Raw genomic sequence first — 26,996 nt, forward strand, 5'->3', positions numbered from 1 at the left:
CCATGTTTCTTCTGAACGGGCGCGCGTGTCCTTGGAGTCGACGTAAGTTTCCACTTCTACCTGAAGACTCAATCGCTCGCCTGAAGCAACTTTTGAGCCCTCATAGGGAATAAGACCGACACCAGGACGTAAAAGCGAGCTCGCGCTCCCTCTGGAAGTACCTACTGCGGATGAAGAGACCATTCGTACTGGCCTTCCATCAAGCTGAGCACTTAAAACTCTTAAGCTAAATGTGCCATGTTGACCAAACCGAAATCTGGAATCGTCTACTGCTTCACCTCGAAATACAATTTCTCTTTCAGCCTTCGTCTCACATACGGCATTAAGTGTAAACGTACGTTTCCCCAAAAGTACCTGCCGCTGATGAAGCGCGCCTTTTAATAATTGATCGCGGGTAGTCCTTCCGTAGTCGACAAGAGGTTCGCTTACACTAAGAGCACACGTATCATCTGCACCTAGGGCATGACGCGAAGAAAAAACTGATGTTATAAAAGCGCACAACAACACACAAGCAATAAGAACCGCTGAGCTTCTTACCTTTAGTCTAATCATTTTATACACCCGCACGAGTATTCAGCCTTGATGAATTACACACCGCATCGATTGACTCAAAATATGAGGTACTGTCGGCTTTGCCTGGCAATGTGTAATCGAGTACGCAACTGGTGCCGTTAGCCAACTCAACGGAAAGACGGATTCCTGGCTCAATATTAGGAAGAAAAATTTGACCGTTATTCACGACCGTAGACAGATATTGTTTTTTTCCATCCAGAACTGCTAAGCCTTTCTCCAGTAATTTTCCGTCGACCGTTTTAGCCGTGAGTAATACTCGACGGCTCGACACCACGCCAAAGTCAATACTACTGACGGAACCTCTACCCGCCTGGACTTCTTTGAAGCCGTTTACAATATCAACGTTACGGGGCAAGCTTTTAGCTGAAATTTCAAGTCGGTTGTTGCTGTAAGGCCGCAAGCTCGGAGCAACTGCTTTACCGCGATAATCAGTCCATACCGGCCCTTGAGGCGTAGATATTTTCACACCTGATACATCACCCACGGTCAATACACTAAATGTATCGTCAATCGCGTAAGGAGAAAAGGTTACGCCTTCGCCGTGCGCAACGATTCCGCCGCTCAAGCTGCCATTGATGGTAGTTGTGTCGGCGCCGCTACGTGAATAGCCCAAGGTGGTTTGAGCGTAACGAGGCAACACATTTGTCATAACCGAAAAATCAGTTTGATTATTTGTAAGGTCTTTTTCGGTTTGTAGTCGGTAGCCTATATTATCGCTGATCTTTTCATTCAACGTGACCCCCATACGGGTACGATCACTGTCAGCGTTTACATAAGTTTTAACAGTTCGGCCGCCAATCGGGAAACTCACCGACACGTAGGCTGAGTCTCTACCTCCGAAGCGACCGGTTTCTCCCAACGTCTTTTGTACGTTTACAGAGACATTGGCATGTTTGAAATTTTTCGACCAAGACCCGATTAAGCGCTGAGTTTTCTCATCATCAAAATTACTGGAGTAAGAGTGCGAAAGACGAAATCCACCCAAGGTCTTGTCAGACCACCCGGCCGATACCGTATATTGGTTACGATAACGGCCACTATAACGCTTATCATTATAGTCTTGAAAATAATCGTCATCAAAGTTTTGACGACCTTGTTCTTGCGCAAGATAGGTCGTGTCCACCAAGTCTCGATACCCAGTAGTTTGCTGAGTCGCACTCAAACCTAATGTAATTTTATCTGTCAATGAAGAATCTAAAGTAGCACTAATCTGGGTACCCTTGACATTATCGTCACGAGCGTTTGACACAAGCTGACGTACACCCAAACGAGTCGTCGGGGTCAAGGCACGATCTGCCGCCCACCCAGCTGCTTGATAACCAGTAGCGCCCATCAGCCCTGCCGAGGCATTTGTATCTTTATCCAGCTTCCAGGTGCCTGTCCCTGTTAATAGGGTAGGTTTTTTGCTTTCAATACCCCCGTAAGGGCGATACCGACCTGCCGCGAAGGAATATCCAGGAGCCGCGCCGAGCGTCCCGCCACCCAAACTGGCTGCCGAAATCGAAAAGGTCTGTCGGGAACCATTGTCCTCGATAACCGTGACGTCAAGGTCACTATTGCTGCTGAGCAAACGAAGCCCCGTCAATGTAAACGGGCCGGCAGGAACGACGGACGTATGAATGAGTGCGTTATTCTGACGGACTTCTACCCGTGAAGTTGAATTGGCGATACCCTCTACCACTGCGCCACTTGCCTGAGGATCACCACGTAAACCGGCCTCAGGCACAATTTGCACACCAGTAATTGCATCGCCAGCAAATAGTGAATTGGCGATGTTGATTTCACCACCTTGCACTATGGATTTGAGCTCTGTGAAGGTTTTTTGGCCATATGTATAAAGGTGTTCGACCCGACTCTTATCGTTTTGAATTGTGTAGGTCTGACGACTGCGAACAATCCAGTCTCCCGCATTGAATCCAACGACGGTGTCTGCAGATCTATATTTGCTGGATCCACTCGAAAAACTGCTGTTAAGCCCCAGCAAATTATAATTAAAAATAGCCGCCGTGCCGCCACTGTTGAAACTATCGGAGTTGACCTCTAGACTGCGCAATGCGTCGGTCGGCACGACAAGATACACCTCTTCCTTACCTGGCTTAAGCGTGACAACCGTGTTTGGGTAAACGTCCAAAAAACGATAAACTATTTTCGAGTTATCTTTTTCACCTAACAAAGAGTAAGCAAATGATTTTTTTATGATTTTCAATCCGGCTTTTTCAAGGAGATCGATATCAAAAACCAACTCGCCATCAGAATCAAAACTAGCATTGAGCTGGCCTTTTTTAACACCATTAACAAATAAAGTTACAGGATGAACCCCCTCCCGAAATCGAGGTGCTTGGGCAAAATACTCAGCGACTTTAGGGTCGATACCGCGCTTGCGTAGCATGTCCTCATCGAACGAAACAGATGCGAGCATATTCTGCTGATCGCGGGGAGCTATACGCTTTTTCGATTCCGATGTCCCTGCTTGTAAAGAGGTGCTAATAGAAAAGCAGGAGAAGATGGTCAACGCGTAGAAATTGGCCTTACCAAATACTGAATCAGACAGAGCAATCATATTGTGTTACCCAGGCATGGAGTCGAAGCAAGAGACAAGCCCTTATTCGTAGGCTTCATGTCGGAAAGCTTGCAGCAAAAAAGATATTACTTAGTCAATGGCGCGTCATAACTCTCAACCGCGTAGCCATAGACTGTGGCAGGATACAGCCGTACAGTTGTAGTATTGCTTACAGCATCATCTGGGGCATTGATTGAAAATGTTTGGCCCGGAAGAATATAAAGCCTTGGCAACTCCACTACTTTATTAGAGGGCAGTAAATTGATAGTCCTGGCCAACCGAACAACGTAAGAGCTTGGATTGTTGACGATTAACTTTCCGTCTTGTAGCGACCATTTCAAACGAAGCCATGGTGCGCGATCTTTGTCCAACCCCTTAGGGTTTATGATTACAGGGATATTCTGACGAACATTCAATCCGATCTTAACCCCGCCAGTAGTATCTTTGGGAACGATCCCCTCAAAAGTAGCCCGTCGCAGTCGTTGAACATCAATCGGTTTTTTTGACTGCAATAGGAACCTGATTGATTGACTTTCACCCGCTTCGACACGGGCTACCGGGGGTGTTAATACGAGCAGATCCTCATCATCACCCTCTATATTTTGAATCGAGCTGTAAAGTAGGGATGGCTGGGCGTCTGAATTTTTTACGTTGATGGTCGCTTCACCATCGCTTTCCTGAATGATTACAACGGAAGTTTCAGGGATCATTCCTGCAGCATTAGCCGACTGAAATAAAATTAAAGAAACCATCGGAAAAATCAAAATAGCCGATAGCATTATTGAAAATTTATATCTCATAACTTACTTCACCTCTCAACCTGAGCGCGACACTGAAGAAACACAGTTCAAAACCTATGACGGCTATAAAGATAAGCGTGTTTATTTTACATGCACTATAGATAAATCTGACTCAGCCTCGACCAACCAAGCGCTATCGAGGCCAAGTCATTACAACAATTTAAGGATAGGTAACTTCAATAGTCGCCAAGCCGTCAATAGTGATGTCGCCGGTGATAGGCAGGTTTTCGGACTTATCCAAAGCAGCAACAATGTTCATGCCTACGTCGACTGAAGTATGAGGCGCTGGAACACTGCCTGTACCATCGGTAAACCCGACGAGGTAACTACCATCGGCAGTTACAACACCACCAGAAACTCCCCAAGTAACACCGTTATCGAGGCTACGAACACGACTGGATGTCCCGGTATCGGGAGTAACGGTTGTAATCTGCAAAGTCCACGCGCCAATATTAGTCCCCCCAGAGGCCCCCAAACCGTTCTTTTGAGTCGGGCCTGCACCAGTGATAGTATTGAGAGTAGTGATCGCAGTCGCAGCGCGCTCATCTGTTGTGGACAGGTAGAAAGTTGCAGGAGCGTTACAAGTAACATTCAACACAGTTGACTTTGCCGGTAACATGGTCTGCGTGGCCACATTCAAAGAGCCGGCAGGGATATTACCGTAGTCGATGGTGCCACCACCGGTAAAGTTTGGAACACAGGCCGCAGGAGTAATGGTGCCGATCAATCTCAAATCAGCAGTTGCAGCGTGCGCTGCAATAGGCGAGAAAATAGCAGCGCACAACAAGCTTACAGCTAGAAATTTTTTCATGATAGCTCTCGGGTTTGGATATAGTTTTGCCATGAAGTTAAGCTCGAACATTTGTTAACCAGAAGCAAATCTATTATCGTTGTTCTGCCTAACAAGCAAGCGATAATTATAAGTCTTTCTGCGGAAGGAAAAATCGGCCGTTTCTCAAGTGATTGTAGGGAATTTCCTATCGGGATCAATATACTTAAAACCAAGACATCCATATTCAGATGCATCGACCAACGCGAATGACAAATATAAGTTAAACCCTCGCCCAATCCGCTCTCAAGAAAAGCACCTACTTAATTCAGGGCTACGCTTGTTGAAATAACTTAGCACATCTTTTCTTCTTATTTCGCTTCACAAACTCGTGACAGATAGTCAGAAATATTTCTTTCCGAGAATCCGAGGTTACTGGTGAGACACTAGGCAGGAGACTTTACCAGTCAAAATTTAATAATTGATTATGAGTTTGAGCTCGTGCGAATAGCCGTTCCACGCCAATCTCATAAAGGACGCGCCTCTTGTACCTAAAATAGTTATTTTATATCCTTTACCAAACCACCACCTAACAATTACCACTCACTTATCTCTTAGGTAATCATCGATAATTACTCCGAGCTCTCTCATATCCTTGTCCAAGCCTGCGACCGCTATTTCTAGCGCCTCATCATTTGCAGCCCCCTCACATACCATTTCCAGTTGCTCGCAAGCTGCAATGAGTCCATGAGCCTTGATGATCCGCGCCCCACCTTTGATCTTGTGCGCGAGGTCGATAAGTCCCTGAAAATCCTCTTCAAAGAAAATCGCCGGCAGCCGGGCAAGATCCTCAGTATTACTTCGAGCCGGGTCGCTCAATAAGCCTTTTATTGCTTCAACATCGCCACCTACCAGTTGCTCAAGATTGCTGAAGTCGAAAGCGGCGGATAGGTTAGGCTCCCCCTCCTCCATGACTTGAGATACATGTGCAGCGTTGGCCAGGGATAACCTGTTGCTGAAAGCCTTGAGACTGATTGGTTTGAATAAGCAGTCGTCCATGCCTGCGTCCAAGCACCGGCCTTTTTCATCTGGCTGCGCATTGGCTGTAAAGCCGATGATCAAACAACGCGACATATCGCGCTCTTGTTCCTCCACCCGAATAGCTCTGGCCAAAGCGTAACCATTCATAATCGGCATGTTGCAATCGGCAATGACCACATCAACCCGACCGTTACGCCAAGCGCGCAGACCGTGCGCACCGTCTTCGCACTCGATGACCTGGTGACCCAGATAGGCAAGCTGCTTGGACAGCAACTGACAATTGGCGGGATAGTCATCGACGATCAAAATGCTCAATACCTGATGAGTCTTGTTCGGCTCGATGTCAGTCACCTTCTGCTCAGGTAATGCCTGGAGAATGGGCAACTCAAGTAGCATTTCAATCTCTGTACCCACACCCAACTCGCTACTCAAGCGCAACGCCCCGCCCATCATTTCACACAGAGTTTTGCTGATGACCAAACCAAGTCCGGAACCAGCTCGCGCCGACTGAGTGTTATTGCTGGCCTGAGTGAATGGGCTGAACCGACGCTCCTGATCTTGCGCTCTTACTCCCATCCCGGAGTCCTCGACCCGCAGGCAACAAGATAAATATCCTGTGGCGCTTGATGGCAGCACTTGAAGGTTCAGCCGGACATGGCCCTCCGTAGTGAATTTGATGGCATTGCTTAGCAAATTGGAAACGATCTGTTTGAAGCGAAGTGGATCGATCAACACTTCTCAATTTATACGAACGTCTAAATCCAGTAGCAACTGAAGGTGCTTCTGACGTGCCACCCCATCAAAAATCCGCACCTGGGATTCAATCAGCTCTCGCAGATTGGCTCTTTCCGGGGCCAGCGAAAGCTTGCCTGATTCGATCCGCATGATGTCCAAGATGTCGCCAATCAGATCCTGTAATCTTAGCGCAACACCAGAAGCGACTTCGATTGCAAAGCGATCCCGCACACCTTGATCTGCCTTTTCAAGAGCAAGTTCCAGCATGCCGATCACGGCGTTCATTGGCGTCCGAATCTCATGGCTCATGGTGGCGAGAAATGTCGTCTTCGCGCGGTTGGCGTCGTCAGCGATATTCCTGGCCTCATCGGCTGCTTCTCGTGCCTCCTCAACAAGCACAGGTAAACGCTGACGCTCACCGATATCCATCCATCCTGCAATGAGGCCAATCACGGAGCCTCCGACATCTCGATACGGAAGCATCCAGTGATAGATGTTCAGGACTTTCCCGTCAGGCAGCGTCAGTACGCGGTCACTACGCCGTTTCAGGTCATACCCCCCCAGACCATCCAAGACCCCTTGAAGGAACTCCACCCAGAGCTCCGGGTGACCCAAGTGCGCTAAAGGCGTGCCCGCTAAAAGAGAGAAAGTACTCGGACATTGACGTCGCAAACATTGAAAAGTCGGTCGAGGCCGACTTTTCTCAACAAGTCGGGTATTCGTCGAGCCGCAGTTTGGGCAAGTTGCCGTTTGGATCGTCAGCATGCTTTTGAGCCAGCCAATGACCGCTTGCCGCTGATTTTCTATTTGCTCAGCCGGTTGCAGATTTTGGCGATCCTGCCGGGCCGACCACCACTGATGCAACTCGGGGAAGTCCTGCGCCATAACCTCCCTGGCCGCACGTACCCAGCGATAAAACGCGTTACAGGAAATGCCAATGAGCGGTGCTGCGGTTGTGCCAGGCCAACCGCCAGCAGGTACACCGCAAAGGTTGACCACAGGTGCATATGTTCCAGTCGGGCAAACGGCGTTCCGTTCAAACTGTTATAGCCCTTGCGGCAGGAACTGCATCTAAAAGTCGGCAGGCGAAATCCTGGTTGCACACCTTTTGAGAAATGCACATTGGAACTGTCGCAGTGCGGGCAGCATCGATACTGCTGGTAGGGCAGCTCATGCAAATGGCGGATGAACATATCCGCCACAGGACGCAGATTGACCGGCAAACAAACATCATAGTCGGGCAACCCATTTTTCCCCGACGAGGGCGATATCGAGCGTATTGGCATCATGGTTTCTTCTGGTCCACAGAAACACGGACACCGCGCTGCCAGTGGCCATGGGGTTAGGAATAGAAAATCAACTTTTCAGTATGAAGGCTGCAAAAGTCCGGCAGCTCACCATCAAGCTAGCTCTCGTACCATCTGCGCCGCTAATTCTGCCTCACACGTGGCGATGGCTACTTCCAACTCCGGGGATCGCTTGGCCCATTGCTCTGGAGGCAATGGCTTTGACCATTCGACGATGGCGGCATAGTCGAGGTCTGGTGGCGGTGATAACTTCCATGTTTGCAGCATCATTGCGACCGGGGCACCAAGGAGTAAGGCACCGATCACCAACCAAATTGCTTGACCAATTTCTTGAGCCATTAAGTGTTGCCTGATTCCATCAAGGTACTCAGAGCAAACGCCCCAAAAAACACTGCTACCGCGCAGTTTTTCTCTCCCCCCCTCAAAATCATTGGTAATCGGCATAACCTCTGGCCCAATCTCCATGTAGCTGCGCACGCACTCCCACAACGCCATGGCGGTGGTGCCGCCACCACAGTTAAACCCGAACCAAAAATGCTTGTTATCGTCCTTGGCCTGCGGATCAGGATTCTCAAAGCCAATGATCAATAAGCCCATTGTAGCTTTACCCGCCTGACTCACCGACGACTGCTGCGCGGCCGCCGCCGTCACGCTTTCCCATGGGACAATCCAGTACTCGCCATCCTCTCGTGGCACGCACACCTCACGGCGTTGCCGATTAAAGCGCACGGGCAAGGGGACATCGCGAAATAGGCCCTGAATTAGAAAAAGCGTGGGAATCCCAATGATGAAGGTAGTCATGATCGCAAATATGTGCATATCGTCATGATCATTTCTGAACAGATATCCCATGAATGCAAACAGCATCACCATCGGCCACAGCACCATCACCGCCGAGCCGATACTGTAGTTACCAATGTCGAGGAACACCTCGTTCTTGCGCCAAATGATGTTGAGCACATCCGACGGTTTTTCACCGGTGGGAATGGGCAACGGCGCTAAGTAGTCATTGCGCGAAAACATCCTTTTTTTTGTGGTGCCTGCCGGTGGCGTACTCATGCGCGGTCCTTGGGTTGCAGGTAAGTAGAGCCTGAACGCTCACTGTCGAGCGGGTAGCTTGGCACGCGATCCAGTTCCGGTGTCGGATCGTCCCGCAGGGCAATCACGTCCCCGCTGCTACTCACGGTAAAGGCCACACCGAGTTCGCCGCCGATAAAGTTGCGGGCGCCCAGCAGCGCAGTCAATGGCGTGCGATACCGCAAGCGCAAGGATACCGTGCTGGGTGGTTCGCTGAGGACACCCTGCACCGAGCTGAAGGGGCCGCTCAGGCGTAAACCTTGGCCTTCGTTAGCGGGTATCCAGCAACAGGTACTGCCGGGCAGCCAATGAGGTGCCATATCCCGCCATGGGCGAGGTGGTTTATAGGCGGAGTACGGGCTGTTTTTGATCAGGTCGCGAGACGCCTGAGTGTCGACCGGATCGCCGATTAGGCTCAGCTCCAGATAGACACTGCCAGGTTCGGCGCCGGGCAAGTCGATGGTCAGGGCATTGATGACGCTCTGGGAGGCTAGCCCGGAAGGACCACTGGAACCGACCATCACCGAGCTGCTTTCTGCACTGACGCGGGGGGTATACAGGATGCCGTACAGTTGGTTGAGTTCGTCTTGTTGGGCCTTGGCCGCGATAGGCTCTAGATTGCCAGCTCGGGCTTTTGACCAGCAGCAATAGTTGAGGAAGTTTTGCAGTGGGGTTTGCTGAAAGAACCAGGTGATCAAGTACAGCACGCCCAGCGCGAACATGATCCAGTTGAGCGGGCCCATGCATAGCGAGTAGCGCATGATGGCGGTTTCGACTTCCACCAGTCCAGCTAAGGTTCTCATCGTGTAGGTAGCCCCCAACAGAGCCTGACTACCATAAGCCGCTATTTGTCCACCAACCACAGCCTGGCGCATCTCCAGCCACGGATCGATATGTGATTGCGCGCTTTCCATCTGTTTTTGCAGCGATCTGAACTCCTGGTACGCAGCACCCGCTGACAATCCACCAATCACCCCGCCAAACAGGGTGAGAGTCGGAGCGTTCCCCACCCAGCCATTAGGTAGCTTGACAGAAAAGGTTGTGAGCCTAAGCCCCTGCCGCACCTGATTATCAATCACCGCCACCAACGCAGCAGCGGCATACAACGAAGCGGAAGCGGTATCGTTAACTCGCTGGCGGTCGATCCCCTCCACGGCTCCGGCTTGACTCAAGTAGTTATCCGCATTAAGCGTATTCAGCAGCAAGGCCGCCAACGGCACCACGCCACCGCTGTTGGTCACAAAGGATGAGTTCACGATGCTTTTCACATGCCCGGCACCGATGGCATCCCCCGTGGAGCGCGCCCATTGCGTCAGCCCCTCGGCTTTTTGCCCCACCAATTTCCACACCGCTTGGCCGCCCTCAATCACAGACTGCAAACGGGCCTCGCTGCCCAGGCGAGCAGCAACGAAGACGCCCAGCCAGGCACTGCTGAAGGTTTTACCGCCTTTGAGCAACAGCAACGACGCAGACAGACGGTTGACCAGCACGCTCCATGCGCCATGGGCGTCTCGGCCCATGCTCGCGAGGTCGTCCAGAATCGGCATGGCCAGTGGCGCAAGTGCCTGATGGGTAGCCGCGATATTCTCAGAGGCCAGTGCGGCCATTAGCTCGCCCAGGCGAGTGCTGTTGTTAATGCCCGCATCGAGCGAGGGCGTCCAGGCGCGGAACAGTTGTGTCAGTGCGCCGCCATCGGCGGCCCGCACGTAGTCGGCGTATTGTTCGGCACCTTGGGCACGAATGCATTGGGCGGTCAGGCAACCGGTGGCCAGTTCGGTTAACCAGTGCCGAGTATCCAGGTCATAGTAATCCACAAACCAGGTGCCGTTGACTGAACGTTTGAGGTATACCTCGCGGTCGGCAAACAGTGCCTGGTGACGTTGTTCGACATGCTGGAAATGCGCTGGCGCGGTGGTATCGAGCCAGCTGTTCATCGCTGTCAGATCGATATACTTGCCGACCTTGGCACTGAGGAAATCGTTGTCGAGGTTGGCCTGCTTTTCGGCACGGTACTCACGCACCACGAACTCTGCCTCGTTGTACAAATCGGCCGGAATAAAGGCCTTTACGGACGCAACGATACTGGCGATTCGCGCATCACGGGCGGAGGCTTCGCTCGCGCTCGGCTGACCGCCGTATTGACGGGCCTGGGTTTCATCCTTGAGCGCATCATCCAGCTGGTGCTGAGCATCCAGCATGACCTTACCCTGCTCAGGCGTAAGGGTGATGTCACGGCTCTTGTAGCGATAGCTGAGAGTGCCCGCCAGTTCAGCCCCATCTTCGCTGACCAGACTGCGAATAAACCCGCCGATGCTTAGGCGCAGGTTGTTATCACCGATCCACTGTTCGTGGCGCGCTTCCACCCATTCCTGCTCATGGTTGATATCGCGCAGTACACCCAAGTCATCATCCAGGCACGCGAAGACAGGGAACAAATTTTTGGCCTGTGCTTTGGCGATCTCCAGCCAATCCTGAGTGCTCTGACCCTCCCACCGTTCGGCACTCCACTCGCCCGGAGGCTCATCGCTGGCGTCGGGGTGTTGGGCGATGACTTTCTCCCGCTCACGAGCACAGTGCATCGCTTCGGTGTAGGCATTGATATTCGGGGTCGTCGGGTCTTTCATCGCGGTCGCACCCAGTGCATCCGTATCCTCACCGCCGTGTTTTTGATCGGCTTTCATCGACCGGGCATAGATGGCCGGGATGAGTTCGGCCATGACCTGATCGGCTTTGACCAGCGGTGGGCAATGAGGCGCCTGTAGCTCGTTGGCCACCGTGCGCAAGGCAACGTGACGCATGTGCGCACTGCGTTTGGTGCTGCTGTCGCTCAGCACCTTGCAGTGTTCTGGATTCAGTGGGAACTCGCTGTAGAGCATCCAGGCGTCATAGATTTTCTTCAGGGCCAGACCTGTCAGGGTGCCATCCAGCACGACGGTGGCATCGGCCTCCAGCGCTTGTTCACTCAGCAAACCAGTCGGCCCGATGGCATAGCGCTTGAGAGGCCCTTGGTCCTGCCACAGATAAAGAAAACCTCCCCGCAGGCGGCGTGCCGCCATAGGGTGGCTTTGGGTAGCTACGCCAGGCCCGCAGCAAGGATGGGCGGCTTTTTCTTCCGCCAGGGCATACCGCACGGGCACTACGAATATGTCGGGTTGGTGGGCTGGGCAGGGCGTAATTGAACTGTTGATATCTTCGTGGGGCATCGCCTTGGCGGCTCGGTCAGCCTGAGCCAACTGGTCAACCATGGCCAGTTTTTCAGCACTCATACGGATAGTTCCTTATCGGTGAGTTGCTGACGCTTTAGTTCAGCACTTAGGTTGTCCAGGCGTTGCTCAGGTAAAATCCCTGGTTCGGTGAGAATCTGTCGGTAAACGGCATGGCCGGGAGCGTCCGGAAAGTCATTGCCTAGTAAGGCGTGAAAGCCGGCCCAGCGGGTGACTTCATCGGCGGCACCGAAGCCTTGCCGTTCAGCGCTGAGCTGACAGGTCGTGACCCACTGCTGCTGTGCGGCGTGATCCAATCCTTGCAGGCACTGAGGGAAGTGCTGCTGACAATGTTCGATCAAGTGCTGGGTAAGGCGCTGCCGCTTGGCTTCGCTCAAGTGATCCAGTTGTTCTGAGGTCAGGCATAACCAAGGCTTATCCGTATACTGCGCGATGGGCTGCTCAGGGTTTTCCTGACGAATAAATCCGGAGCTGTGAGTCAATTCTGGCAGCAAGATAAGTCGGATTGGCCCCATCAATCGATCACGCTCCTGGGGTGTCAAGCCAGACAGCCACAAGCGCGTGATACGGGGGTCGTAGTAACGAAAAAGGACCCTGGCATCGCCCTCGACGCGGGCATGAATCAGGCTGCGCAGGTGCTGAAATACAACGTCTTCACCGGCCTCTGACTCCAACCAGATACCCGCCGTTGCACGCCACTCCAGTGCAAAGGTGTGGGCCAACGGGCTGCTGGGGAAAACCGGCACCAGTATCGGGCCAATATCCGCTAGCTCGCTGTAGGCAGTGTGCTGATACAGCGACTGAAACCTAGTGTTTTCCCCCTGCTCCAGCAGGCGCTCGGACAGGTTGTCGATCTGAGCACCATCCAGAAGTAGATAAACCTGATTCATGCATTCAACTCCGCTAGTTTTTGACACACCGCACAGACCGGTGCGGCGTGACGTGCGGCCTGAATCAACGCAGATGTTTGCGTGGCCAATGACGGCGCGACCACCGGTATGACCGAAAGGGCCTGCTGTGCAGGAACCCCCGCCATAGGTGCACCACCCTGAACGATGGGCACGCTGCTGAAAATCCCACCGGAGGTGATGAAAATATGTTGACCGCCGGCCTGAAGCGTCAGGCTCATTCCGGCGTTGATCACCACTTTAGCGGCGGTAACATGCGCTTGGGTACCGGCCTGAATCACCAGCGTACCGTCTGCTATCGTGCTGCTGTTACCGGTGATGCTGATCAGTTCGTTACCACCAATCACCGTGTTACGCAGACCTTGGGTGGTGTGCAGCTCGTCACCGTTGATCAAGCTGGAACTGTTGTTGTCCACCTGCTCAAAGCGGTCATGACTGATCAGGCTGTGACTGTCCCGGGTAATCTGCTCGCGGCGATCGTTACCGATCTTGGTATCGCTATCGTTGAGGATCACCTGTTCGATATCGCGCTGAGCACGCAGGTAGATCAGCTCCTGCCCAGCGCGGTCTTCAATCGACAGCTCGTTGTAACCACCACTGTGGGGGGAGCTTTCACTGCGCAGCACAGTTTTGGTTTTGTTCGCGGGTAACGGGTACGGCACGGGCGTGCCCTTGTTAGGTACGCAACCGGTAATCAAAGGATTGTCGGGATTACCTTCCAGGTAGGTAACCACCACTTCCATACCAATACGCGGAATGGTCACCGAACCGAAACTTTCTCCCGCCCAGCTGGATGACGCTCGAAGCCAACAACTGCTCTTGTCGCTGCCAAATTCGGCGCGGTCCCAATGGAACTCGACCTTAACGCGCCCGTACTCATCGCAATAGATTTCTTCCCCTTCAGGACCAGTGACACGGGCGGTCTGGCTGACCAACACCGATCTGCGCGAGGCCAACGGAGGACGGTAGAACACGCCCCAGGGAATCGCGCTGAAGCTGTTGCGGTAACCTTGGGTAAAGCCCTCGTCGGGTTTAACGTCGCGGGTGATCGCTTCCTCAAGTGACTGAGGTTGCTTTCCTGAGTGAGTCACACTGACCAACAACCACAACGCGTTGCACCGTTGACGCGGATGTTCAGTCAGGTTGAAGAAGTGGCCGCTGCGCAGGGTGGGCTGGTCGCTTTTACCCTCGGCTAACTGGTAGTCGGTACGGTGCCGCTCCAGGGCCTGGCGGGCAAGCTGCTGACCGAGCTTTTCATTTTCGATCAGCACCGGGTAGCGGTAGTCTTCGAGTGCAGGACTGAACTCGGCAGTGAATTGGCTTTCCCGCAACTGGCTTGGGCTTTTTAAATCATAGCCCCTGCGCGTGACCATGCTGGTTCGGGTGTCGAAACGCATGGAGAACTGGCTGACCACTGGATGCTCCGCCGCCAGGCCGGTAGCTTGTTGATACGGCGTGTCGCCCAGCTTAGGAAAATAGGTTTGGTCGTCGGTAAAGACCAGGTGGTGGCCGTCCGCTGAATGCTGGTGGTGCCAGGCAATCCCGTCTTCACTGCACAAGCGCTGGATAAACTCGAAGTCGCTTTCCCCGTACTGCGTGCAGTATTCACGCTCAGCGCTCGTGCTGACGTTGAAAGTAAACGCGTCGCCCTGAATCCCGTGCTCGTACAGCACTTGAGTCACGATCTGCGGCGCGGTCAGGTGCTGGAAAATCCGTTGGTTATGGCTGAACTGCAAGTAATGCAGGGCCGACACCAAGTGAACCTCGTAGCACGTCAGGCGTTTTCCGACCTCACCGACGGCCACATTCTCAATACGGCCGTGAATTCCTTCGCCATTGAGGCCAAACTGGAGAAAGGCCGACTGATTGAGCAGACTCTCCAGATCGACGTCGGGGTTCTCGCTGACCAGTTTCACCTGTATGGCGTACAGACTGCTGATAGCTTCCGTGCCCTCGAAGGCCAGCACCTTAAAATCGTTACGGAACGAAGGAATAGCGAGCGCGAAGTGCGCCGTATTTGCAGAGGCGAACATATCCATGTCCTTAAAAACTAAAGCGCGGTGCAACAAGCCTGGAACGGCTCAAGCGTGGCGCACAGCCAACCAATGATGGTAATTAGTGCACGCTACCAACTGACGTCATGCCCAGTCTGTAGGACGCTTCTGAAAATGGCATACGCACGCGATGCCAGCACGAGGGAGGACGCGGAGAGAGAGGCGATGGGAAAGTGTTGAAAAACCACCTTGTTCTGAATATCCGGCAGTTACAACACCTTGTATCCGAGCATCAGTGCACTTGCGGCTCCGTAGCGCCACAACCGCCACATTGTGGGCTTCCACACTTACCGTTCGCGATAATCCCACTAGGATGAAAGCTTCCCCCTAGGCAAAACACCGAACCGCTCACCCAACGCCTGAACCTAGGTCTCGCACAGCATGCCTTCAACTAGGAGCCGGAGTTTGCATGCCGTTTGCTCCTGACAGCAAAGCGTCCATAGAATGGGCTTCAATTCTAATGTCCAAGGAATGAGCGATGCGCTGCGAAATCAGATTGATGGATAGCAACGGCGACCCATGGTTCGTGGGATCCCGAGAAATGCCAGGTGAATACATTCTGAAATTAGCCGCCGAACGGAAGCCTTTCCATATGCAGAAAGGTCTTGAATTCGCGCAAGGCGCAATCACCGTTTTTGCTGGCGAGCTTGTCAAGGCAGTCAAGGCTGGTAGAAGAGAAGAAACGATTGATAAGGCGATGATTGAATTGGTGCTGGCCACCGTTACGGCTGAAAGCTGTTTAGGGGTCGAGGACAGGGTATTGCTCAATCACAATTTCAACCTGGAGGTCTATGATAACGGCGCTGTTAGGTACGACCGCCTGGATGAACGACAAGACTAACGTTCCATGTATCGCGTATCGGGCTTTCCTCGATGCGAACTTGAAAGCCCCTGCCCCTCGCTACCCACGTTAGTGCAGAACATCAAAGGTGCGAATCACCATCGGGTGCCTGAAGGTTCGGCTGAAACCCGTGTGCTGGATGACCACTTGAATAGCAGGGTCTAGCCCGGCTTACAAAGCTCCCATGGCCCCGCTATTCGACTTTGATCTCAAACGCGTGTCATGCCAGCATTACATCACTGGAAGGCTGCGATCAATTTCCCACGCCCTGGAAGCACTTCGGATGGATGGCGTTTCTTCTCGTATTTTGATCGAAAATCTGGCGTTACGAAGGTGTCGTTAGGCGCAGGTGGAAGCTTGCCTCTGCACGCAATAGCGCTTCTGACGCTCCACGCAATACCGAGTAACAGAAGGAGACGGATGTTGAGTTTCTTGAAAAGACTACAGTGCGCAGGCACGTTCAGGTGTTCGACTCAAGGAGCGTCAATGCAGAGCAATCTAGATTTTTTCACCTTAGAGCAAGGCGACATCGAAGGCCAGGACTTGGCGGATCTCGTCGCGTCTCTAGCCGGGCCGTTTTCGTTCAGCGGTATAGATTTCTCCGAACAGAATCTAGCGCGGCTCGACCTACGTGGGGCACGCTTCGAGCGCTGCCTGTTGGCGAACTGTGATTTCACTGCCGCCAAGCTGGAAACCACCCAGTGGCTCAACTGTCGAGCCGCTCAGGCTGTTTTTGTCTCGGCTACGTTGACCGATGCGAAATTTTTTAGCTGCGATCTGAACAACACTAAATGGAGCCGAAGCAAGCTGGCTCATTCCCGCTTTGATGGCTGTAAGCTCACTGGGGCCAACGTTGCCGACATCTCCAGCCTAGGCCTCCATTTCGATGACTGTGTGCTGCGGAGCGCCTGTCTTTCAGGCATTTCGTTTTATAAAACTGAGCTAAACAACCTAGACTTCGCGGAAGCAGATTTGAGCTACTGCGATTTCCGCAACGCGATATTTGTTAATGGCGGTAGCCTGTCGTTAGCACGGGTTAACAACGCTCGCTTTTACCAAGCCGACCTACGTGAAGCGAGCCTGGATGGATTGCGCTTGGTCGACGCTAAATTGTTCAAAGGCGCAATCATCTCCAGGGCTCAGGCCTCAATGCTGCTATCGGGGCTTGGTTTGACCGTGCATTAAACATCTCCGCCCCTTAAAAAGGGACTCAGATTCAACTGCTCTAGTGTACCAGCAGCATAGTGAGTCACTGGCCTGCTTATCGGTGACGATGATATGGAGGTCATCACTGCCGAGCATGGTCACGCCAGTGCGCCGGCAGAGCTCGCCTGAGCGGCTAGGTACAACGGGGCGCGGTAGGGACGGCAGTTGCCTGCCGCCCCCGCACAGATCCGTACGTGCGGAACTACCGCATACGGCTCCTGCCTTGGGTACGTGACGCGAAGCGATCCTCAGGATACGGGTGTGCATTCTTTGGGCTCGGTATGTAGTGATCTGTGAGCAACCCGAAGCGAGACCATTGCAGCCGATTTCGCTGGCTGCGTCGCCCGAGAGCCTGACGCCAATATCGGCATATGGCCTTCCTGAAGCCACTCAATAGCTTCAAGTTTCCTGGCACCGCGTGGTAATTGAAGTAACCACTCACCACCCGAGTGAGCCACTGCCCTTGAACCCGGATGGGCTCATGACGTCGGCGCTTCAGCTCATCCCGAATAGCCAGCAGCGTCGCACGCATTCGCTTCTTGACCGTCAGTCGCAGTATTTGAAAGCCACCGCTTCTGTTGGTACTACTACAGTGCGTGAAGCCCAGGAAGTCAAACGTCTCCGGTTTACCTAAGCCTCGCTTCCTACGATTTCTCGCAGCAAAACGACCAAACTCAATCAGCCGTGTCTTCGAAGCGTTGAGTGATAAATCGAACCTGACCAGCCGTTCCTGCAACTGCACCAGAAACTGCTGAGCCTGCCATTGCGTCCTGAAACCCACCACGCTGTCGTCCGCGTAGCGCACAACAATCACATCGCCACGGGCATGCCGTTGGCGCCACTGCCTTGCCCACAGATCCAGCACGTAGTGAAGAAAGATATTCGCCAGCAACGGCGATATCACTGCACCTTGGGGAGTCCCCTTGGTCGCAGCCACCCTACGGCCATCCTCCATAACACCCGCCTGAAGCCACTTGCAGATAAGCCCGAGCAGGCGCCGGTCTGCAATCCGGTGCCCCAGAAACATCAGCATCCATTCATGGCCGATCTCATCAAAGAACGACGTGATATCCGCATCTAATATCCAGTTCACTTTCTGGCCCTTGAGCGCGATCGTTAATGCATCCAGCGCGTCGTGCTGGCTGCGTCCCGGCCGAAACCCGTACGAGAATCCCAGAAAGTCCTCTTCATAGATCGCATTCAAAACGGTAACGACCGCCTGCTGTACGATCTTGTCCTCCAGAGAGGCAATGCCCAGCGGGCGGTGGCTTTGGGGATATAGACCCGCCGCGGTGGGGTTGCACGGAAGGCTCCACTGTGGAGCCTTCCGTGCAAATCGGTCACCCGCCGGAGAAGACCTTCCTCATATTCTCGCCACGACATGCCGTCTACACCCACCGCAGCATCGCGGCGAAGCGCATAAAAGCTCTGCGCCAATAAGTGCGGTGTGATGTGGTGCAGCAATGCCGTGAACTGTATGCCCTTGTTCCTTCGGGCGGCTTCACGTACACCTTCAAGTCCCATCGACGCGCAACTGATCCGGCTCTGTGTCCGGGACGCGGGGGGGGGGGGGCGTGTCGGTGTTTCCCTTGGCTACGTCCCTTTCCTCCACCCTCTCCGCAGGGCTTGGCCCCATGTTCGATGGCTTCTCAGATACTACGGACGTATCCGACTTCTCAGCGGCGTAGACAGCAGGGTTACGGCTTTTGGCCTTTCCTGCTCCGCCTGGTGCTTGCGCACCGGACGCCGCTGAGATCTCCCAGTTTCTGCGCAAAGGACTTTCCGACGTGCACAGGGTCTCCGACCGCGCGGGATCAGAGCATGACTGGCGTATAACGCCATGCTCCGTATTACCTTCTGCTTCGCTTAACAGCATCAGCATCCAGAATTCCTGATTACGCGGCTCAATGGCTGGCCCATCGGTTTCTCCTGTCAACGCTTCACCCTGCACCTCACGGTGCAACATGCATGACTCGGGGTCTGGTTGATTCGCCATTTCTTACCAGTATCGAACTTTCATCGACTATCCCATGCCAGCTTTAACTGGCGCACTAAGCGTACGGGCATCCCCCCCCTTGTTCGTTCAGGCAGTAATGCCACCAGTGCAAAGACTTAGTTCACTTTTCCGGTTCACAATTAAACGCTAGCGAGCCCTACTCCTTGGCTGCACGCCCGCCGGGCGGTATCGTTGGGCCGCTGCTACTGATTTGGTTTGACTAGGAAAATTCGTGAACTCACGAGCCATTCTGTTCGATAGATAACCCCCTTACACACCGAACCTCAAGTATCCTGGGGTACGCCGAACTGTTCCTGACCGATTTCGGCCATCACATCAAACCAACGACGTTAGTCGACATCACAAATATTATTCTCCGTGAAGACAACGGCGGCTATCTTTCCCCTCAATCTGAATTTTCCTCCATCCGCGAAGCCGTTGGCCAAACGCTTGCCTGCCACCTAGAGTGGTTAGTGAGCAATTTTCCGGCCGCTACCGTCCAGATGCCGGGTGCTACGGGGTTGATCCAAGAGCTGGAACGTAGAGGTTTCAAAGTTGGGATTGTTTCCAATGGTACTGAACGCTCTCGAAGGGAAACCATCGCGGCATTGCCATTCGCTCAGTCGGTTAACGTCGCTATCAGCTCGGAAGCGTTTGGGATGGCTAAACCGGCGTCCGATATCTTCCACGAAGGGGCTACACAGCTAGGTTTTCTTCCCGAGGAGTGCGACCATCCATTGAATGACTATCACGGTGCAAGAGAGGCTGGAATATACGCCGTAAAGACCTCTTCCCTGCGGATGCGCCCGAAGCACTGCCCGTCAATGGATGCTCAAAATGCTCTGCGGGCAGCATTTCTCTCATGCGCTGAGAGTTTGAAATTCCTATACATCAAGGGCTGAAGGGTCTCGGGAAGGTCGATCAGCGGGGGCATGGAAATGTCCGGTCACAGTCAGTGTTTGAATATTTTCAAGGATAATGCTCTGATTGCGCCCGTGACACCCCGAGTTGATGGAACGACTGCATATCAGGCTGGCCGGCAGCCCCGCTTTTTTTCAGAGATACGCCCGAAATGAATAGCCAAGAAACGACAGCCAAGAAACGACAGCCGGGATGTCGACGCCGCCCCACGGCTGCGGCACGGAGCAACGCCTGGCTGACATCGCCGCCACGACCGCCCTGGTCCTGGAAACCAACAACCTGCGCGGTGGCAACGATACCGTGGAGGCCCTGAGCAGCCTCAAGCGCTTGATCGCCCGGTTTGCCCAACAGAGTGTCTCTCCCCAGTCCCTGGCGCAGTGGGTTATCACCCACGACGGCCTCGAGCCGCAGGCGCGCCAGGCGCTGTGCGTCCTGGCCGGACGGCCCCTGGACTTCGTCAAGGTCGATGCCCGCACCGGCTACTACGACGCGAAGAATGTCGGCTTCGACGGTGTCGACCAGGCGCGCTGCCAGTACGTGGTGTTCGCCGATGCCGACTGCCTGCCCTGCGTCGACTGGCTGCAACAATTGCTTCTGCCCTTCGCCGAGCCTGACGCGCCGGTCGCGGTGGCCGGGCGCACCAGTTATGCGCCGAGCATCACCGGCAGCGCACTGACCTCCATCGACTTCATGTACTTCCCCAGCCCGCTACGCAGCGGCGCCACGCGTAATTTCTACGCCAACAACGTGGCCTTTCACTGTGACACCTTCGAGCAGCACCGCTATGAGCCCCTCGATGGCGTGTACCGCGCCCACTGCCAGGTCATGGGCCTGCGCATGCAGGCCGCAGGCGTGGCGGTGGCTTATGCGCCGCGGGCGCACACCGAACACCGCCTGCCCGACAGCCAGGGCGAAGTGATCAAGCTGCGCTGGCTGCGGGGTGGCGACAGCGTCGACCTCACCCCCTACCTCGTACACGCCTATATGCCGGATTGGCTGCAATGGCTGGGGCGCAGCGGGCCGATCGGCCCCTTGTGCGTGATGGCCGGGCGCCTGGGTTACAGCCTGCGGGCGTTGAATCACCAGGACCTGCCGCCCGTGCACGGCGTACGGCGCCTGGCGGCGATGGCCATCGTGATCGGCATGTCGCTGCTGGACACCGCCGGTGCGGTGATCCGTGGCTGCGGCATCTCGGCGGGTCGCGCCAGTGCCCGTCACAGTGAAGCGCTGTCCTATCACCGCAACCTGGATTGATCCCCATCCCTCCCCCTTTGTCGCCGCCCATTAAGTGCCCACAGGAAGTCAGCATGAAACCCCATTCGATTGCATCACTCGGCTATTCCCTGGCGTGCCTGGCACTGCTGACACTGAGCGGCCAGGCCCCCGCCGCGCCCTCGGAGTTCAGCGGGCGCGGGGTGTTCCACTTCGCCTCCGGCACCGGCTGCGCCACCGCCAGCGGCATTGACAACACCTGCAACCGCATCGCCCTGGACGTGGCCGACGCCCGTGCCAGCGTCGATGCCCAGACCCACGCCATCGTGATTGCTGCCGACGCCAGCCATGACAGCAAGACCGTGATCGGCGATGTGCTGCTGCACGGCAGTGGCCTGGCCGCCGATGGCCAGCGCGTGCCCCTGAGCCTGCATGTGCTGCTGCGACGCACGGGCCAGGTGTGGAAGTCTGACACCTACGTGCACTCCCCAGTGCGCGGCAAGTTCAGCGCGATCGAACTCGATCCGTACCAGATCAGCGTCCGCGAGGGCAGCAGCGAACGAGTACTGTTCGCTGCCGAGCAGGCACGCAAGGTCCTGGCCCAGCCGTCGCTGGCCGCACGCGTTGCCAGTTACTTCGTCGCCGTACGCCCCAGTGACGCCAAGAACCCGGCCGCCGATGACATCACCATCGCCCTCGGCGTCGGTCGCGTCTCCAAGTCCCTGATGCGCGCCAGCTTTACCTCGGATCAACCGAACAGCGCCGAATTGAACCCACTGCTGGCGAGCGGCACTTGGAACCTCAAGTTGCAGGCCCTGAGCGGCCAGATCCCGGTCTGGGTGGTGCAGCGCCAACTGTTCGTGTTCGGCCTGGAAGACAGCCCGCTGCTCAAGGACGTGCGCCAGCGAGGCTTCAACAAGCGCGACACCCTGGAAATGGGCGCCGTCAACGGCAAGGGTTACCTGCGTTACAACGGTGTTGAAGAAAGCTTTCCGGAGGCTGCTGCCTCAGGTGCTGCCTTTATGCGCGACAGCTTTATCGGCCTGATCCTGGCATGGCACCGCAGCCCACAGGTTGCGACTTCGGTGGCCAGCGGCGGCGCGCCGCAGCCCGCCCCATGACTGTGCTCGAACACAGCGTTGACACCGCTGACTTCAGTTGCCTGGCCATGCCCCGCCCAGAGGGTCTGGGCGGGCTGCAAGCGCGCCTGGTGGACCGCATCAAGCGCGCAGCCCTGTCCCGCCTGCACCGCAGCCCTCGTGGCGAGCGCCTGCTGCTGCGCATGTACCTGGCCGGCGAAGACGCAACGGAACGCGCGCTTCTCGACGAATTGATGCCGCAATCGCCGCCCTGGCTCGAACGCCAGGTCGAACAGCACCTGGCCGATGAACGCCGGCACGTGGCGCTGTTCACCGAGGCCTTGCGCGCGGTCGGCGACGATGGCGCCACACACCTCGAACCGGACTGGCTCAGCCGGCGCAAGATCCAGCGCTGGCAACGTTTGGCCCATGAGTACGCCGGGCATTTCGAACATGGCCTGCTGGTGCCCGCCTATGCCACCGGGCTCTGCGCCGAGCAGATGGCTGAGCGCGTGCTGTGCCGTCACTGTGGGGTGATCGGTGCCGAACACGGCCTGTACCCGCTGTTGTCTCGGGTGCTCGCCGATGAAAAAGGCCATGTGCGCCTTTGCGAGAACACCCTGCGCCGCATCGTCGCGCCCCGGGAGCTGCCGCATCTGGCGCGCTTGCTCAAAGAAATTCGTGCCGTCGACGCCCGTTTTGGCGTGACCGGCGCGCTGGCGATGTATATCGCCGGCTGGGTGTTTGGCGGCTTGCGCAGCACAGGCGGCCATGCCCGATGAGTTCACGCATTCTGTACCTGGCGACTGCCGACGCCCGCGGCCACCTGATGCGCGCGCAACTGCTGGTGCACGCCCTGCGCCGAGCCGGGGCGCAGGTCGACGTACTGACCACCTCTGAACAAGGGCAGCGCTTCTTGCAGCGCTTTGGTGTCGAGTCCGAGATTCTGTCCGAGCACTACGCGGTGCAGTTCGACAGCGAGCAGAACATGCTGCGCAAGGCTACCAACCGCAATGTCGCCCATTACCTGTTCCGCCCCGCACGCATGCTGCGTGATATCGGCCGCCTGCGTCGGCGGCTGCAGCACGCGGACCTGGTGATCAACGACTCCTTCCACCCGGCGCTGCTGTACATGGGCATGCTGCCCGGCTGGCGGCGCAAGGTGGTGCATGTGTACGGGGCGAGCCTCAAGGTCGCCCTGATCAACAATTTCGAGGGCATGTGGCCACGTCAGTTCGGGCGCCTGTTCGGCTGGATTGTCGGGCGCCAGATCGACACGGCGCGCGCCTCGATCGAACATGACTTCGCCTACGACATCGACGACACCCAGGCCCCAGCCCTGTATCGCCTACCGACCCCAGTGGCCCTGGCCAACCCATTGCCCGCCGAGACCTGCGACGGTGCGGCGGTGTACCTCAACCCGCATTTCAGCGAGCCAGCCCTGGCCGACGCCTTGAGCGCGGGCCTGGCGGCTGCGGGCCTCGGCGCGCACCGGGTAGGTGAAGGTTATGCCGGGCGCGACGGCTGGCTGGCGGTGGACCCGGACTGGGCCAGCCGTGCGGCGCAAGCGCAATTGATGGTGTCGGCACCGGGCATGGCCGCGCTGTCGATTGCCCTGGTCTACCAGCGGCCGATCATCCTGGTCCTCAGCGACCAGCCCGAACAAGCCACCAATGCGGCCCGCGCCGCCCAGTTGCAAGTGCTGCACCGGGTGGTGACCTGGCGCGGCGATGGGGCCGACTTCCAGCGCCAGGTGACGCATGCCGCGACGCAACTGGCCGCCGCTGCCCCGGGCCCCGCAAGCGCGGCAGGCCCGGAACGCGCCCAGGCGCGGATCGACGCCTGGGTCAGCCGCCTGCTCAGCCTCTGAGTCCGCCGCAATGTACCAGCCCTCCCCGCACCGCCCCTTGCCGCACCGAGTCCCGGACTATCGCCAGGCACTGGTGGCGTTGCTCGGCCTGCTGCTGGGCCTGGGGGTTTTCATCGCCCTGGAGCACATCATTACCCCGCGCTATAAATGGGTCACGTCGCTGGATGAACTGATCCCGTTCATCCCTCATTCGTGGTGGCTGTATGTGCTGTTTTTCCCGTTTGTGGTGCTGGCGGCGGCCTACACCAGCGCCGACGGCTTCAGAAGCTTGCGCACCGCCACCGGGCTGGCGTTCATGGTCGCCCTGCTGTGCTTCTGGCTGTTCCCCGAGTTCGTGCCCCGACCCGATATCGGCGCACTCGACAATGCTTTTCTGCAACAGCGCCTGAGCCGGATGTGGCAGCTGGACCTGGCGTCCAATGGCTGCCCCAGCCTGCACGTGGCAGTTACCGGCCTCGCCTGTCGGGCGCTCTGGGATCATCCCCGGCGCTGGCTCACCGCAGGCGTCGGGCTGCTGATCTGCCTGTCGACCCTGACCCTCAAGCAACACACGCTGGTCGATGTCGCCGGCGGTATGCTGCTGGCCCTGGCCTGCGCCCTGGCCACCCAGCGACAAGGAGGCAACACCCGTGTCCCCGTCTAACTCCCATGCCGGCAACAACCAGGCGCTGAATGCCTTTGCCCCGGCCGCCGAGCTGTTTGCCCTCCAGCCCTGGATCAGCCTGCTGGCGCTGCTGGCCGACTGGGGACTGATCGCTGTGGCATTCGCCGGCGCCATCTTCTGGCCGCACCCCGTGACCTATCTGCTGGCGGCGCTGCTCATCGCCCGTAGCCAGTTGGCGCTGGCGGTGATCATGCATGAGAGCGCCCATGGCGTGCTGCTGCCGCGGCAGAAGCTAAACGACCTGCTCGGCCAATGGTGCGCCGCCGGCCCGCTGTTTATTTCGATGGCGACATACCGCGCCGGGCACCTCAAGCATCACCTCTACCCCATGCAGCATGACGACCCGGTGGTCGCGGTGTTTGGCCTGGGAGACTACCCGCTACCACGGGGCAAGCTGGCGACGCGGCTGCTGGCGGATTTATGCGGGGTGGCTTACCTCGTCAGCGCCTTCAGGTTCGCCCGGGGCGACTACCGCGCGATCATGCCCAAGGTCGACAAGTCGCCGCGGCAAGTGCTCTCGGAAGTCGGTTCCATGCTCGTCAGCAATGGGCTGTTGTTCGGCCTGCTGGCCTGGGCCGGACACCCCTGGCTCTACCTGGGTTTGTGGTTGCTGCCAGCGATTACCCTGCTGCCGCTGATGGGCCGGGTGCGGGCGATCATGGAACATGCCGGCCTGCCCGCCTGCGACGATCAGAGCCAGAACGCGCGCAGTATTGTGCGGCCGAACTGGCAGACCTTTATCTTCGGCCCCCATGGGATCCACTACCACATCGAGCACCACCTCTATGTGAGGCTGCCCTTCTACCACCTGCAGCGGGTGCATCGGCAATTGGTAGCGCAACAGTTGGTGCCGAGCCGCAATCTCTATAACGGCTACATCGGGGTCCTGCGGGACGTCAGCTACCCGGCAGCGAAATCGCCGGCCTGACGCCCCGGGTAAATCAGCCCGCCGAGCGAGCGAGGCGGTGCATGGCCACCCCGTAAAACAGCAGGGCCAGGGCCGCCAGCGATCCACCGCCCAGCCCTATGTAGGCGAAGCCAAGCTGACCGCCGACCCAACTGCCTAGCAGTGCGCCGCCGCCAATGCCGATGCTGTAGATAGGGAGCCTGCAGAATTGGGAAAAAATCGTATGCGTGCGACGTGAAGTCGCACCAGTTATTCTCTCACCTCAATAGAGGTATTGAGACTCGTTGTTCTCTCAACGGTAGCCTACCGGTGCAGGCGAAGCTGGCAACGGCTTGATCTGAAGCCACCGGGACAATCAAGTCCTTCGAAAGAGAAGGAAAAGCCGCGAGGATTCCAACCGCTACCAGCATCAGGTGGCGAGGATGCTTGGCTGGATAATATGACCAACATAAGTGAACTGTTGATAAACCTCGTTATTTTTAACAAGCCAAAGATGCTGACAGGCTTGGACCAAAAGGTCAGTGGTGGGTTGCTCGATTACGTACTGCGGGCACAGGGACAAGAACACCACCGGGGGAAAGACAGGGTCTACGTTATTCATGTAACTGGTGTGGAACACGGTAAGCCCATACGCACCTGGTAGCCCGCACACTTCACAACGTTCTATTGATGGTGAGCATCGAGCTGCACCCGCATAGAACGGCTTTGCCACTGTTGGGTTTTTTCATCCGAGACATTCTGCCGCTTGGGCTTTAGCGGCATTTCAAGATGTGGATGACGGAAGATGATTTTATGCACGCCTCCGCACGCCTCAATCTGCTGGTCTACAACACCAAGCACGGTTACAGACGCTCCTTGAGTTGGCTGCAACGGGTCAAGATCATGCAAAGCTTGCTCAAAGGCGATTTCGGGATGGATGTGCAGTTCGCAATGGCCCCGCAGTTCGATCTGAATGATGAACTGGAGATCCCAGAGGCTGTTGCCAAGAATTACTGGCGCGCAGCACGACTACGGGAGCAGATCATGAATGGACGATGTGAAGCATTCCCTCCGACAGAACTCATTCTCTAAGTCAGGTTCGTTATGTCTTTCACGGCACCGCGCAACTGAGAAATGAGCTCGACATAACGTTCTCTGTCTTTACCGCTCTTTGGCGGAAGATTCCGGATTCTTTTGGGACGTTTCCTACATTAATTCCTTTTCCGCTTTGTTAGCGTGCGTGCCTATTTATATTTTCGGGCCCGGTATGACT

The 26,996-nt window shown here is 55.9% G+C and carries 20 protein-coding genes; 10 read left to right on the plus strand and 10 right to left on the minus strand.

Going from position 1 to position 26,996, the window contains the following annotated elements; translation table 11 throughout:
- Nucleotides 1–553 precede the first annotated feature (553 nt).
- The 9 genes from ACA046_RS18130 to ACA046_RS18170 all read right to left on the minus strand — a co-directional run bounded on the left by ACA046_RS18130 (nt 554) and on the right by ACA046_RS18170 (nt 15,027).
- Nucleotides 554–3,133 (minus strand): fimbria/pilus outer membrane usher protein, encoded by a 2,580-nt coding sequence (locus ACA046_RS18130; protein ID WP_497674588.1) that lies wholly within the window; start codon nt 3,131–3,133, stop codon nt 554–556.
- A gap of 86 nt (nt 3,134–3,219) precedes the next feature.
- Nucleotides 3,220–3,933 carry a fimbria/pilus chaperone family protein gene (locus tag ACA046_RS18135; protein ID WP_497674589.1) on the minus strand — a complete coding sequence of 238 codons (714 nt, stop codon included), beginning with the start codon at nt 3,931–3,933 and terminating at the stop codon, nt 3,220–3,222.
- Between the two features lie 160 nt (nt 3,934–4,093).
- Nucleotides 4,094–4,744 (minus strand): DUF1120 domain-containing protein, encoded by a 651-nt coding sequence (locus tag ACA046_RS18140; RefSeq protein WP_497674590.1) that lies wholly within the window; start codon nt 4,742–4,744, stop codon nt 4,094–4,096.
- A 561-nt stretch (nt 4,745–5,305) separates the two neighbouring features.
- Nucleotides 5,306–6,475, minus strand: coding sequence for an ATP-binding protein (locus ACA046_RS18145; protein ID WP_497674591.1), 1,170 nt, complete (start codon nt 6,473–6,475; stop codon nt 5,306–5,308).
- 6 nt (nt 6,476–6,481) lie between these two features.
- Nucleotides 6,482–7,363, minus strand: coding sequence for a histidine kinase dimerization/phospho-acceptor domain-containing protein (locus tag ACA046_RS18150; RefSeq protein WP_497674592.1), 882 nt, complete (start codon nt 7,361–7,363; stop codon nt 6,482–6,484).
- 515 nt (nt 7,364–7,878) lie between these two features.
- Entirely contained in the window at nt 7,879–8,844 is a 966-nt protein-coding gene (locus ACA046_RS18155) for a hypothetical protein (RefSeq protein WP_497674593.1), read from the minus strand.
- Nucleotides 8,841–12,128 carry a toxin VasX gene (locus ACA046_RS18160; protein ID WP_497674594.1) on the minus strand — a complete coding sequence of 1,096 codons (3,288 nt, stop codon included), beginning with the start codon at nt 12,126–12,128 and terminating at the stop codon, nt 8,841–8,843. Before ACA046_RS18160 ends, ACA046_RS18155 begins: the two co-directional genes overlap by 4 nt.
- Nucleotides 12,125–12,976, minus strand: a complete 852-nt coding sequence (locus tag ACA046_RS18165; protein ID WP_497674595.1) for a DUF4123 domain-containing protein — start codon at nt 12,974–12,976, stop codon at nt 12,125–12,127. The genes ACA046_RS18160 and ACA046_RS18165 overlap by 4 nt, the downstream gene beginning before the upstream one ends.
- On the minus strand, nt 12,973–15,027 hold the full coding sequence (locus ACA046_RS18170; protein WP_497674596.1) for a type VI secretion system Vgr family protein: 2,055 nt from the start codon (nt 15,025–15,027) through the stop codon (nt 12,973–12,975). The genes ACA046_RS18165 and ACA046_RS18170 overlap by 4 nt, the downstream gene beginning before the upstream one ends.
- A 499-nt stretch (nt 15,028–15,526) precedes the next feature.
- Between ACA046_RS18170 and ACA046_RS18175 the strand changes: the two genes are divergently transcribed.
- The gene (locus ACA046_RS18175) at nt 15,527–15,889 is read left to right on the plus strand and encodes a hypothetical protein (RefSeq protein ID WP_497674597.1); all 363 of its coding nucleotides are present in this window, start codon (nt 15,527–15,529) and stop codon (nt 15,887–15,889) included.
- Between the two features lie 486 nt (nt 15,890–16,375).
- Nucleotides 16,376–17,074: a pentapeptide repeat-containing protein gene (locus ACA046_RS18180; RefSeq protein WP_497677105.1), complete on the plus strand. Its 699-nt coding sequence runs from the start codon at nt 16,376–16,378 to the stop codon at nt 17,072–17,074.
- Nucleotides 17,075–17,297: 223 nt separating this feature from the next.
- Here the strand turns inward: ACA046_RS18180 and ACA046_RS18185 are convergent, their stop codons facing one another.
- The gene (locus ACA046_RS18185; RefSeq protein WP_497677106.1) at nt 17,298–18,353 is read right to left on the minus strand and encodes a reverse transcriptase domain-containing protein; all 1,056 of its coding nucleotides are present in this window, start codon (nt 18,351–18,353) and stop codon (nt 17,298–17,300) included.
- 1,211 nt (nt 18,354–19,564) lie between these two features.
- Here ACA046_RS18185 and ACA046_RS18190 point away from each other — a divergent pair.
- The 8 genes from ACA046_RS18190 (at nt 19,565) to ACA046_RS18225 (ending at nt 26,815) form a co-directional block, all read left to right on the plus strand.
- Complete coding sequence (locus tag ACA046_RS18190; RefSeq protein ID WP_497674598.1) at nt 19,565–19,993, plus strand: HAD family hydrolase; 429 nt, start codon at nt 19,565–19,567, stop codon at nt 19,991–19,993.
- Nucleotides 19,994–20,204: 211 nt separating this feature from the next.
- Nucleotides 20,205–21,266 carry a glycosyltransferase family 2 protein gene (locus tag ACA046_RS18195; RefSeq protein WP_497674599.1) on the plus strand — a complete coding sequence of 354 codons (1,062 nt, stop codon included), beginning with the start codon at nt 20,205–20,207 and terminating at the stop codon, nt 21,264–21,266.
- 53 nt (nt 21,267–21,319) lie between these two features.
- Nucleotides 21,320–22,345 (plus strand): hypothetical protein, encoded by a 1,026-nt coding sequence (locus ACA046_RS18200; RefSeq protein WP_497674600.1) that lies wholly within the window; start codon nt 21,320–21,322, stop codon nt 22,343–22,345.
- Nucleotides 22,342–23,085 (plus strand): hypothetical protein, encoded by a 744-nt coding sequence (locus ACA046_RS18205; RefSeq protein ID WP_497674601.1) that lies wholly within the window; start codon nt 22,342–22,344, stop codon nt 23,083–23,085. Before ACA046_RS18200 ends, ACA046_RS18205 begins: the two co-directional genes overlap by 4 nt.
- Complete coding sequence (locus ACA046_RS18210; RefSeq protein WP_497674602.1) at nt 23,082–24,173, plus strand: glycosyltransferase family protein; 1,092 nt, start codon at nt 23,082–23,084, stop codon at nt 24,171–24,173. The genes ACA046_RS18205 and ACA046_RS18210 overlap by 4 nt, the downstream gene beginning before the upstream one ends.
- A 10-nt stretch (nt 24,174–24,183) precedes the next feature.
- Nucleotides 24,184–24,816 carry a phosphatase PAP2 family protein gene (locus ACA046_RS18215; protein WP_497674603.1) on the plus strand — a complete coding sequence of 211 codons (633 nt, stop codon included), beginning with the start codon at nt 24,184–24,186 and terminating at the stop codon, nt 24,814–24,816.
- Nucleotides 24,803–25,765 (plus strand): fatty acid desaturase family protein, encoded by a 963-nt coding sequence (locus tag ACA046_RS18220; protein WP_497674604.1) that lies wholly within the window; start codon nt 24,803–24,805, stop codon nt 25,763–25,765. The genes ACA046_RS18215 and ACA046_RS18220 overlap by 14 nt, the downstream gene beginning before the upstream one ends.
- A gap of 753 nt (nt 25,766–26,518) precedes the next feature.
- Nucleotides 26,519–26,815, plus strand: coding sequence for a hypothetical protein (locus ACA046_RS18225; RefSeq protein ID WP_497674605.1), 297 nt, complete (start codon nt 26,519–26,521; stop codon nt 26,813–26,815).
- Nucleotides 26,816–26,996: the final 181 nt, after the last annotated feature.

The sequence above is a fragment of the Pseudomonas sp. LBUM1641 genome (genome assembly GCF_059716235.1).